Here is an 11,143-nt window from a genome sequence, read left to right as displayed (position 1 = left end):
TCAGAAACTGATTTGGTCGGGTGAGATCCTGCTCCACAAAGACTGGCGAAGTTTTCTTAGATCTTCTGCCATCTGATATCCTTTCGCCGTGAGGCTGAACAAACGCTTACTTCTGCCGCCTCTTTTATTGGAACTGCCGCCCATATGCGACTTTAGCAGCCCTTCATTTTCGAGTCGATAAAGAATGGTGTGAATGGTGCCAAGTGACATGTTTTTGCCGGACTCCTTTTTGATCTCTTCTTTGATCGCATAAGCATAGGCGTCCGGATAAAGTGCACCAACTGATAACAAGACCAGTTCTTCCTGATTACTGATATTTTCCATTTTCTATTTGTTTTGACGTCAGAAAACAAATAAGGTTACGTTGTGTTATGATGAAAGTGACAGAAGGATAGGCCTGATCTAGGCCTTGGAAAGCGTTGGTCGGTACTTCAGGAAGGCTTTATATGATGCAATCCCCGAACGTATTCGGACCTGAAGCTGCGAGAAATGGGTATTTGTTCATCATCTGTAAGCATCAGATGCCGTGATCTGATGGATTTGATAGCAGCGGAATTGACCAGGTAGGATCGGTGAACGCGTAAAAAACCACCCTTCGACAATTGCTCTTGCGCGTTTTTCATGGTCATACGGACATGAAAACGCTGATCCTTCTCCACGATAATTACATAATTCTCATCGGCCTTCAGATAGCGAATTTCGTCAAGGGTACCGCTATATTTTTGTTTGTCACTACCTAGTAGTTCGATGGCCTGATCATTTGGTTGAGATGCTTGAAGAAGTTCTAGTAGTCGTTTGTTTTGTCGATGTAAAATAGAAATGGCTACTGGGATTACTCCGTAGAGCAAGGTAAAGAACTGAAACTTTAACCATGCTTCCAGATTGAGTTTGATCCATCCGAGTAAATGGAAGATGAACGCAACAGTACTGCCCAATAGTAGCAGATAAAAAAGGGTTTTTACGATTTCATGTGCGACTGTCCAATTGATCTTTTTGGACAATACAAGATTGAGTCGGTCCAGCCCCAACTGCAGCACAATCGCGATCATCAAAAAGCTGATTCCCAGCAGTAACATGATAATGCCTCCAAGGTGCAATCGAAAAGGGTCACTTACCGCAAATACCACAACAAACAAAGAACCGATCAGGAGCTTGCGCTTGATTGTGCTGTATATATGTTCCGGTAGGATAAAAGGTTCTCGAAGCAAGGATGGTATCATGTGTCAATGGTCACAATTAGCAGGTTGTTGGTCACAATACTTTTTTCGCCTGAAAAACCGGCGCTACGATTGCAATCCTACAATTACAAATTAATACGAATGGTAAGAAACAAGAAACTAGCGATTTGCACAATTATCATGATTGGACTGATCCAATGGAGTTGTTCCTCGCAAACTTCAGCGTCTAATGATCAGCAGGTCCGGGATGAAACTAGATTTCCAGAGGCAGTGATTCATGAATTGGAAAACATGTATGACGATGATCAATTCTTACGATTCACCGAAGGTTATATCGAAGAGTGGTTGAATGAGTTGCGGGAAACGAAAGGAGAAGATGATCCGACATTTCAATTGGTGGCGGAGAAACACAAAATGGCGGAAAAGGAATTTACTGAACAAGACGAAAAAAATGCGAAGAGACTGGATGAAATTTTTGGTCGGTATGGCTGGCCGGATCGCAGTGTTACCAGTCGAATGGCCAATAAGACGGCCTTTCTTATTGTTCAACACAATTTTGAGATCCAGGAAAAGTATTTGCCTGTCATGTTAGAATCAGCAAAAAAAGGAGAAACTCCTGCTGGATATGTGGCTTACTTGCAAGACCGGATTTTGATGAAAAATGGAGAGCCTCAGCTTTACGGAAGTCAAATGTTGATCTTAAATGGAGAACAATTCTTGTGGCCAATTGCTGATATGGAAAAGGTGAATGAACGCCGAAAGGAAATGGGATTGTCCACGCTTGAAGAAGCATTCGACGGCACAATACCGGAAGTACTCGAAGAAGGACAGGTGACTTTTAGCTTTAAATAAGCCATAGATGATGAAATATGCGAATGTCCTGCTCAAAGTGGCGACTTTACATGGTGTGCTGATTGGTCTCTATCACATTATTCTGCCTTATCAATGGGGATGGTCCAGGTTTACCCAGGACCTGCCACCAATTATTGAATGGTCCTTATTTGCCCTGAATTTGTTCTTTTCCGTTTTGCTGATCCTGTTGACGTTGTTGGGAGGTATGGTATACAGTTTTTTGGATATTGCCGGGCGTCTTTCGAAAATGATCCTGCTTGCTATTGCCTCTTTTTGGGCCATTGATATCGGATATCAGCTTTTGAACCCTGTTCCTGCTCCTCAAGTGTATTGGTACATCAAGCCACTATTTCTCGGTGCTGCTATATTGAACTTTGGCATGTATGTCGTGGTGTTTTGGTCCTTTATGTTAAGATCGAATGTGTCGAAACTAAAGATAAATTTCGTCAGGTAGCTAGGGGAATGGTATCCTGAATTGTATAGGATAAGACCAAATTATACTACGACACCAAACTACCTGATCTGAATGACTTTTTCAGTATTGACTTTTTGTATTGCCCTATGGGGTGGTACTCAAGGCCTCACCATCGAAACCATCAAAAATGAAGTTGATGAGATGGCATTTAATATCAATTACCTGCCAGACCGATTTCAAGCAGACTTTGAAGCTTTTAGGGATCAAATCGAAGCTTACGAAAGCAGTCCCAACAATGATGATCTTGAAGAGATCCAGCTGACTTTTGCCAAACTGCAATACGGATACGAATTGCTTCTGACGATTAATAAAGACGAACGTCGGATAAGACAAATGTATTTCGATTCCTGGCATAAAGTTTCTCAATTGAAAAAACGCGTCGATAACCTCTACATCTCTAAAGCGAAGGGTGGAAATCAGGCTTTGATGATTGAAAGCGAGATATCCAATGTGCGGAAGAAGCCCATCTATGAAGCTTACTCCGCGATCTACCAGGACTATGGCAAGAAGCTAAAGGCTGCTGGTGAATGTGATCATCGAACAAAGACCGAATTGGTGAATAACCTGATCTCATTGCTGCAGAATGCCGAGAAACTGCTGGATGTAGAGAATACCCGCGCTTTTGAAAAAGAACTTAAAAAGCTTGAAAGCCTTGCCGAAAAGGAAGTGCGTATCGTGAATTACGCTTTCTGACAAGATACTCCCAATCAATCTAAAAGGACGCAACGATAGCTGCACCTGAATATCCTCGGGTGTGGCTTTTTTTATTCGCTCCAGGCATCTTTTCCGCCGGATTTCTGGTACAGTTAAGGGACTGTCAAAACTTTTTTTATCTTGTCCCTTAGACGAGTCTCAATTTTTAAGCATCATGACCGAAAATAATACGGTAAAATGGCGTGAGATTTATAGCCTGGCAGCCCTGAATGCCGCTGTAGTGATCAGTTGGATCGCCTATCACGAGTACCAGCCAGTACTCATGGAAAAGTTCAACTTTACTTCGCTGGTGGACTTTCTCATCGTGACCAAAGCGATAGTGCTGGTAGTCATACCCCCGATTGCCGGGTTATTTGCGGATAGGATCATGAAGAAAAACGGCAAGTTCTTCATCATATTCACTGTTGGCATAGGAGCTACTGCCATGATCTTCATGATTGTGGCAAGCATCATTGGTGCAGGACCCGTCAGTGCAATAAGGCCTTTTCTTCCGTTCATGATCATTTTGTGGCTGGTGTCCATGAACCTTTTCATCAGTCCTGCTAATTCAATGATTGAGGCATTTGCGCCGGTACAAAAACTGCCAATGGTCATGGGGGTGTTGTTTTTGGTGACTGAATTGATTTATGCGTTGGAGCCACTCGTGGTAAGTCTGGTACACTTTTTCGGTGATACTTTAACCTTCGTGGTTGGCGGTATATTAATTGCTGGTTCCGGCTATTTATTCCATTTGGTCTCCTCGGATGAAGTAATTCAGCGTAAAAAACAATTGCTTGCGTCAACCTATAATAAAGGGCAGACTTTTATGTCTTTTCTTGCCATTCTGGTAATTGGGTTGTTGTTAGGAGTGGCCAAGGCCTTTTTGGTGGAGTTTCTTCCGGATTACATGGACACTACCTTTGAGGGGTTCGCGATCAATGGAGAATACGTTTCTTTCGGACTATTGGGATTTGCGGCCTTGCTGGCGTTTGCGATCGGAGGATATGTATCTAAACAAAACCTGACCAATGTATTGATGGTAGGATTTGGTGTGTTGCTGATTGGCGTTATTGTGCTGATCCTGGCCCCCAATGCACCGGTTTTCATTGTCGGCGGCGTACTAAGTGCGGTAGCCTTCAGTGTTATTAATGTTTCCGGTTTACCCTATGCCATCAAAAGCCTGACCGTGAATCACCTGACGTATGGGGTTGGGATTTATTTGGGAGCATCAGAGATATTCACCGGTTTGATGGAAATTTATTTGCATCGGGCTTAAGATTTCAACTAGGATAAGACGGTGGGTTTTCATTAATTTCGCCTCTCTAAAAAAATAAGTTTCACACCGATATGACTGCTGATCAGCTGAAAGATTTAAAGGCTCGTGTTAATGCCTTGAGGGGGTACCTTTGACTATGATCGTAAGAAAAAGGAGCTAGAGGAGGAAGAACTCGTTACAGCCCAACCCGATTTTTGGAATGACCCTGCCGGCGCGGAAAAAGTGCTTAAAGCCATTCGTGCCAAAAAATCCTGGACGACCAGTTTTGAAGATTTGCACAGTGGCCTGGAGGATGTAGAAACCCTTCAGGAATTCGCGGAAATGGACGAAGCTTCTCCTGAGGAGGTAGAAGCAGAATACCAAAAGGTCATGCAAAAGCTGGAAGACCTGGAAATGAAGAAAATGCTTTCCTCAGAGGAGGACCAGCTTTCGGCGATGCTTCAGATCACACCGGGTGCCGGTGGTACGGAAAGTAATGATTGGGCCAGTATCCTCATGCGGATGTACATCATGTGGGGCGAAGCCAATGGCTATAAAGTCAAAGAAATTGACTTTCAGGCTGGTGATGTGGCAGGAGTGAAGTCCGTGACCCTCGAATTTGAAGGAGCGTTGGCTTACGGCTTCCTGAAATCCGAAAATGGCGTACATCGATTGGTGCGGATTTCTCCTTTCGATAGTGGGGGAAGAAGACATACTTCCTTTGCTTCAGTATACGTGTATCCTGTAGCGGATGACAGCATCGAGATTGATATCAACCCCAATGACATTGAATTACAGACATCAAGGTCCGGTGGTGCGGGAGGTCAGAATGTAAACAAGGTGGAAACCAAAGTGCAGTTGACACACAAGCCAACAGGTATTGTCGTAGTTTGTCAGGTGGAGCGATCACAATTGGCCAACCGCGAACGCGCCATGCAAATGCTGAAGTCGCAATTGTATCAACGTGAAGTAGAGAAACGTAACGTCGAACGAGACAAGGTTGAAGCGGGAAAAATGAAGATTGATTTTGGTTCGCAAATCAGGAATTACGTCTTGCACCCCTACAAGCTCATTAAAGATGCCCGGACAGGCTTTGAACGTACAGACGTGCAAAATGTACTCGATGGCGATCTCAATGACTTCATTAAATCAGTCCTGCTCCAAGCTCAAGAACCCACGGATTAAGCATTTGAAATTAAGGGCCAATCCATAAAATCCTAAAGTTAAGTGTTCTTCGACCCTCCTAAGCGAAGGTCACTCCGCTTCCGCGTACGGCCTTGGGAGTCTTTGTAAAATAGATTGAATATCTATCCGATTTCCAAAGATTCCTATCAGGCATGACTTGTATGAAATATGTTTAGCCTTCGCTTAGCAGCATTCATGTATTTCTGCGGTTATTGAAAGCCAGGTACGGTTTTTGACTGTAATGGTCAAAACTACTATTCCTATGGCCACATTTCGACTCCTCTGTTTATCGCTACTCTTAACCAGTTGCTATTCCTTACAGGTTACCGATGGAATCCAGGTTCGGGAAGACATAGCCCGTGGATCCACCCGCCTGGAATGGGACATTGTCTACTATTTCCCAATCGAACCCGGGACACCACTGGTGAAGATGTATCAATCGGTGGTGAAAGAGATAGATCAGGATAATGAAAGTTTCTATCAATTTTATGACCTGTTGCTATTCAGGCCGGGTAGCCATGAATTGGAAAAAGAAGCCTATCTCATTTTGGATGATCGGATTGTGGTGACCCTGGATATCGACGCTTTTCATCGTGAATTGAGTACAAAAATCGATGAAGAGACAGGAAAAGCTTTGAACGACGATCAGGAGGAGATCAGTGTAGTGACAGGTTATTCTCAGATAACCAGGAAAAACTACAAAGTGGAGTATAACCTTAGTCAGAAAGTCATGGACATGGTGATGGATGCAGAAAGTATACAATTTCGATATTATGCCGGCCCGGACATGATCACTTTGCCTTTGTCGGGGTATCGCTTACGCCAATTGAAATCGCTGGTTGCGTTGGATGATGAATCAATTGCTGCGGAAAATAATTCTCGCTCTTTCTTTCACTAAATTGGATCAGCATGGGCGAATGACTACCTTCGCCGCGTGCGTAAGTACTCCATAAACTTCTGGCTTCTTTGCTTAAGTACCTTTCTGTTTTTTTCTTCTTTGACGATGATTCTGGCCGAGTTGCCGGATTATTTAAAATCCCTTGGAGGAGAGGAGTATTTGGGGCTGATCATTGCCCTTGCCACGCTTTCAGCGGGTATTTCCAGGCCTTTTAGTGGCAAACTGACCGATATGTGGGGCCGTGTTCCAGTCATGATCTTTGGATCAGTAATTGGAATGATCGTTTGCTTTGCGTACCCGGCCCTGGCTTCCGTATATGGATTTCTGACGTTGAGGTTTTTGCATGGTTTCGCCACAGGGTTTAAACCTACCGGAACTTCTGCGTACGTGGCAGATATTGCGCCTGAAGAACATCGAGGTGAAGCCTTAGGCCTGGCCAGCTTCTTTAGCTCTACCGGTATGGCCCTGGGGCCGTCTATGGGTTCTGAGATTTTCCTGATGTACGATATCGAGGTATTGTTTTACGTCAGTGGGGTACTGTCTATTTTGTCAATTATCATCCTGGCCGGGCTAAAGGAGACATTACCTAATCCTCAGAAGTTCAGGTTTTCAATGCTGAAGGTCACCAAAGACGATTTGTACGAACCTACTGTGATTCCGGCATGTATCGTCATGATCTTGTCTATGGTGGCGTTTGGTGCCTTATTGACGCTATCACCAGACTTCAGTAAGCATTTGGGTATTGAAAATAAAGGACTGTTTTTTAGTTTTTACACGGGAGCTTCTATGATTGCCAGGATGGTAGGAGGGAAGTTGTCCGATAAATATGGTCGGATCCGCGTCTTGCGGGTAAGTATGGTGATCATTTTTGTGAGCATGGTATTCACGGGATTTGCCAACAGTCCTACCTGGTTATTTGCCGGTGCATTGATCTACGGTGTGGGAAATGGCCTCACCAATCCCACCTTGTTTGCCTGGGCAGTGGACCTTTGTCCGGATCATCTTCGGGGAAAAGGAATTGCCACGCTTTATATCTTTTTGGAGATAGGAATTGGATCAGGGTCATTAGTTTCCGGATGGGTCTTCCAACAGGATCCAAGTCGCTTTCCAATCATTTTTGCAGTAGCTGGTTTCTTTTCACTTTTTGGATTTTTCTATATCATGAAGAAGCGATAATTCGTCGTTTCTGGTATTTTTATCAGTGATGACTTCCTACGTACTCTTTTCGCTTTACATCGCAGCTGCGATCGTCAATGTAGTTGCGCGCTTATTGGTTCTGGATGCAGTGGCCATGTATTCCAAGGTCTTGTTGATGCCCCTATTGATTGCCTATGTCTATGAAGCCGCTAAAAAGAATGTGACGCTATTGGTTTTGCTGCTTTGCGCAGCATTGATTTTTTCCTGGGGCGGCGATGTAGCCTTGTTATATGAAGGTGATACCTATTTTTTACTGGGCATGGGATCATTCCTGATTGCACAGTTGATCTATGCCTATTTATTTAAAAAGTCCATTCAATTGAAGATCCACTGGAAGTGGTGGTACATCGCGCCGGTTTTGTTACTGACCATTGGTTTTTTAAGTCAAGTGCTCCCCAAAGCGGGAGCCTTTCAAATTCCTATTGCTGTTTATGCACTTGCGATTTCTGTAATGGCTATCGCTGCCATTGCGAGGCATGGTAAAGTAGGGGAGAAGAGCTTTAAGCTGGTGGTAGCCGGTGCCATCATTTTTGTAATCTCAGACTGTACAATTGCCTGGAACAAGTTTGTGATGCCATTTGAGTTAGCAGATGCGTTCGTGATGTTGACTTACACCACCGCGCAATTATTGATTGTTCGAGGTATCCTGATCCAGAAGTGGAGGATTGAAATTGGATAAGTAGTAGGGCGTATTCTAATCCGAATATTTAAAAGCTATATTCCCTAAAGAAACATCGAGCTTAAAGGTCAACAGATTGTCGGCTTCCTTGTCATAATGCCGATTGATGAAGACATTCTTTTCTACCTCTTCGAAATCTTTGACCATGTTCATGCCTCGGAAAGGAGAGTCTTTGATGTAAATGATTACTGGTTCATCCTTTGGAAGGTATATTTCCAGGCCTCCTAGCGCTACATTGGCCTGCACCTCGCACTTCTTGGTCAAAGCATGAGAAAAGTCCAGCAAGGCGCTTCCAAAGCCTATGTCAGCGATGATGTAGCTTGCTCTCGCATGGTCCAGGTCTGTGGCAGAAAAAGAACCCAGGTCTACCTTCACCATGAAGGTATCCATTTCGCAAACATTGGGAAGTTCGTGATTGTAATTGATCCGAACGTCAGCACTGCCTGTCTTAACTTTTAAGCGTTGAACACTGGCACCACTAAGGTCAATATCTGAAGTGCCTATTCCGAAGTGGAGGTCCAGGTTATAGACCTTTTCGTTGCTGAGTAATATTTTCCAGTAATTCGCGTCTTCTTCTGTTGCAGAAGTACCCATCATGGCAAAAGCCAGGCCATCACCAAGTCCGGATGCGCGATATTCTTCTAGCTCCAGGTTTACATTACAAGTCCTGCCCTGGATCAATGCATCAAAAGTAGGATTGATTTTTTCCAGATCCGGATTACCGTAAATGCTTAAGGGGTTTTGCTGCGGGATGTATCTGAGGAAAGAATGGCCGGACGTTGCCACGAAATCGAAATTAACGGTATCAAAATCCGTAACATCGTCCAAAGAATAAAATTTCTTCAGTTGGGCTACCCCTCCAAAACTCAACGCAATACTGAGCCCAACCGTCAACGCCAACTTCAACATGCCCTATAATACGGAAAGTCTACAGACATGTTGCGATGATAGAAAAAGACTAGAAATATTCCTTCATTCTTTCGAAGAAACTTTTGTCGCTTTTCGAAGGATTGGGTTGGAAATTTTCAGAATCACGCATGGACTCCAGCTTCTCTTTTTCTTCCTTGGTCAGCTCCTGAGGCGTCCAGACATTGACATGTATCAGCTGATCACCTTTACCGTACCCTTCCAAGTCTTTTATTCCTTTTCCTCTGAGCCTCAGTATTTTACCGCTTTGAGTTCCTGGCTCTATCTTGATTTTCACTTTGCCGTCGATGGTAGGTACTTCCACGGAAGTGCCCAAAACCGCATCAATAAAGCTTAGGTACAATTCAAAGATGACGTTGTTCCCGTCTCGTTGAAGGATGTCGCTAGATTCTTCTTCAACGACAATTAAAAGATCACCGGCAATTCCACCCGCAACTTCATTTCCTTTACCAGACATGGAGAGTTGCATCCCTTCCGCTACACCTGCAGGTATTTTGATTGAGATTACCTCTTCTTGACTTTTCAGTCCGGAACTATCAACACCCGCTGCTCTGGAATCCACCATCTGACCAGAACCACCACAAGTGGAACAGGTTGTGGTAGACATCATTTGGCCGAGCATGGTGTTCATCACCTTTTTAATCTGGCCAGTTCCCTGGCAAGTTTGACAGGTTTTGAAAGTCGTATTCGGATCAACTTTAAGACGGTTGACTTTAATTTTTTTCTCAACGCCATTGGCAATCTCTTCCAGGGACAATTTGAGCTTGATGCGCAGGTTGCTGCCCTTTCGGGTTCTGCGTCCGCCACCACCGCCTCCAAAGAAGCTGTCAAACGGGCTGCCACCACCGCCGAAAATGTCGCCGAATTGGGAGAATATGTCTTCCATATTCATGCTGCCCCCAAAACCGCCGCCTCCGCCGCCAAGGCCTTGATGACCAAAACGATCGTACTTCGCTTTCTTGTCGGCATTGCTCAGCACCTCATATGCTTCCGCTGCTTCCTTGAATTTCTCTTCGGCTTCTGCATCCCCCGGATTTTTGTCCGGGTGAAACTTGATCGCGATTTTGCGATATGCCTTCTTGATTTCGTCGGCGGAAGCCGATTTGCTAACTCCAAGTACGTCGTAAAAGTCCCGTTTTGCCATGATTAACCTTTTGCTCCTGTTACGACTTTAGCGAACCTGATCACTTTGTCGTTTAGGAAATATCCTTTTTCTACTACATCCACAATTTTACCTGCCAGGTCTTCACTGGGTGCAGGTATTTGCGTAATGGCCTCATGAAATTCATCATTGAACTCGTCACCAGCATTGACCTCAATCACTTTAAGGCCTTTATTTTTAAGTGTATTATGGAATTTGTTGCTGATCAATTCCATCCCCTCACTCGCTTTCTCACCGTCCTCATTGTCTTTCAGGGATTTCAAGGCACGCTCAAAATCGTCTAAGACAGGTAACAGATCCACCATGAGTTCACGGCTGGCCGTATTGATGATGTCAAGTTTCTCTTTTGCGGTTCTCCTTCGAAAGTTTTCAAACTCAGAATACAATCGAAGATATTTGTCTTTGGCTTCAGCTACTTCGCGAGATAGTTTGACTTCAATGTCCTCCTCTTCTTCCTCTTCCTCAGCTTCAGTTTCGGCAGACGCAGTTGTCTCTTCTTGCTCCTCTTCGGCAGCTTCCGTCAATTCGTTTTCCAATTCTTCGTTTTGGTCTTTCACCTCTTGATCCATTGGGAGTTTATTTCACAATCTTTTGCTAGCGACGCATTGTCAATTTCTTTGCCAAAATCAATTCTGTGACAGA

General features: G+C 44.2%; 13 protein-coding genes. 8 read left to right on the top strand and 5 right to left on the bottom strand.

What is annotated here, in order from left to right:
* On the bottom strand, positions 1 to 324 hold the full coding sequence (locus R8G66_23670) for a PadR family transcriptional regulator (protein ID MDW3195396.1): 324 nt from the start codon (positions 322 to 324) through the stop codon (positions 1 to 3).
* Between the two features lie 107 nt (positions 325 to 431).
* Positions 432 to 1,220: a LytTR family DNA-binding domain-containing protein gene (locus tag R8G66_23665; protein ID MDW3195395.1), complete on the bottom strand. Its 789-nt coding sequence runs from the start codon at positions 1,218 to 1,220 to the stop codon at positions 432 to 434.
* A 99-nt stretch (positions 1,221 to 1,319) separates the two neighbouring features.
* Here R8G66_23665 and R8G66_23660 point away from each other — a divergent pair, with 99 nt between their 5' ends.
* From R8G66_23660 to R8G66_23625, 8 genes are all read left to right on the top strand, one after another.
* Complete coding sequence (locus R8G66_23660; GenBank protein ID MDW3195394.1) at positions 1,320 to 2,030, top strand: DUF6624 domain-containing protein; 711 nt, start codon at positions 1,320 to 1,322, stop codon at positions 2,028 to 2,030.
* Between the two features lie 7 nt (positions 2,031 to 2,037).
* Positions 2,038 to 2,484: a hypothetical protein gene (locus tag R8G66_23655; GenBank protein MDW3195393.1), complete on the top strand. Its 447-nt coding sequence runs from the start codon at positions 2,038 to 2,040 to the stop codon at positions 2,482 to 2,484.
* 72 nt (positions 2,485 to 2,556) lie between these two features.
* Positions 2,557 to 3,198: a hypothetical protein gene (locus R8G66_23650; protein MDW3195392.1), complete on the top strand. Its 642-nt coding sequence runs from the start codon at positions 2,557 to 2,559 to the stop codon at positions 3,196 to 3,198.
* Between the two features lie 175 nt (positions 3,199 to 3,373).
* Positions 3,374 to 4,474 carry a hypothetical protein gene (locus R8G66_23645; protein ID MDW3195391.1) on the top strand — a complete coding sequence of 367 codons (1,101 nt, stop codon included), beginning with the start codon at positions 3,374 to 3,376 and terminating at the stop codon, positions 4,472 to 4,474.
* Between the two features lie 71 nt (positions 4,475 to 4,545).
* A protein-coding gene (gene prfB, locus R8G66_23640) for a peptide chain release factor 2 (protein MDW3195390.1) occupies positions 4,546 to 5,638 on the top strand; the annotation gives its coding sequence in 2 pieces (ribosomal slippage) (positions 4,546 to 4,605 and positions 4,607 to 5,638; 1,092 coding nt in all).
* Positions 5,639 to 5,900: 262 nt separating this feature from the next.
* A complete protein-coding gene (locus R8G66_23635; GenBank protein ID MDW3195389.1) occupies positions 5,901 to 6,536 on the top strand; it encodes a hypothetical protein in 636 nt (211 codons plus the stop codon).
* Between the two features lie 36 nt (positions 6,537 to 6,572).
* The gene (locus tag R8G66_23630) at positions 6,573 to 7,712 is read left to right on the top strand and encodes an MFS transporter (protein MDW3195388.1); all 1,140 of its coding nucleotides are present in this window, start codon (positions 6,573 to 6,575) and stop codon (positions 7,710 to 7,712) included.
* Positions 7,713 to 7,740: 28 nt separating this feature from the next.
* Positions 7,741 to 8,412 (top strand): lysoplasmalogenase, encoded by a 672-nt coding sequence (locus tag R8G66_23625; protein MDW3195387.1) that lies wholly within the window; start codon positions 7,741 to 7,743, stop codon positions 8,410 to 8,412.
* Positions 8,413 to 8,427: 15 nt separating this feature from the next.
* Here the strand turns inward: R8G66_23625 and R8G66_23620 are convergent, their stop codons facing one another.
* From R8G66_23620 to R8G66_23610, 3 genes are read right to left on the bottom strand one after another with little or no spacing between them, the layout of a single operon-like run.
* The gene (locus R8G66_23620) at positions 8,428 to 9,321 is read right to left on the bottom strand and encodes a hypothetical protein (protein MDW3195386.1); all 894 of its coding nucleotides are present in this window, start codon (positions 9,319 to 9,321) and stop codon (positions 8,428 to 8,430) included.
* A 49-nt stretch (positions 9,322 to 9,370) separates the two neighbouring features.
* The gene (gene dnaJ, locus R8G66_23615; protein ID MDW3195385.1) at positions 9,371 to 10,483 is read right to left on the bottom strand and encodes a molecular chaperone DnaJ; all 1,113 of its coding nucleotides are present in this window, start codon (positions 10,481 to 10,483) and stop codon (positions 9,371 to 9,373) included.
* Between the two features lie 2 nt (positions 10,484 to 10,485).
* Complete coding sequence (locus R8G66_23610) at positions 10,486 to 11,070, bottom strand: nucleotide exchange factor GrpE (protein ID MDW3195384.1); 585 nt, start codon at positions 11,068 to 11,070, stop codon at positions 10,486 to 10,488.
* Between the last annotated feature and the right edge of the window lie 73 nt (positions 11,071 to 11,143).

The organism is Cytophagales bacterium, from assembly GCA_033344775.1.
Lineage (GTDB): Bacteria > Bacteroidota > Bacteroidia > Cytophagales > Cyclobacteriaceae > JAWPMT01.
Note: the sequence above shows the minus strand (reverse complement) of the source record. Positions and strands in the feature narration are given on the sequence as shown.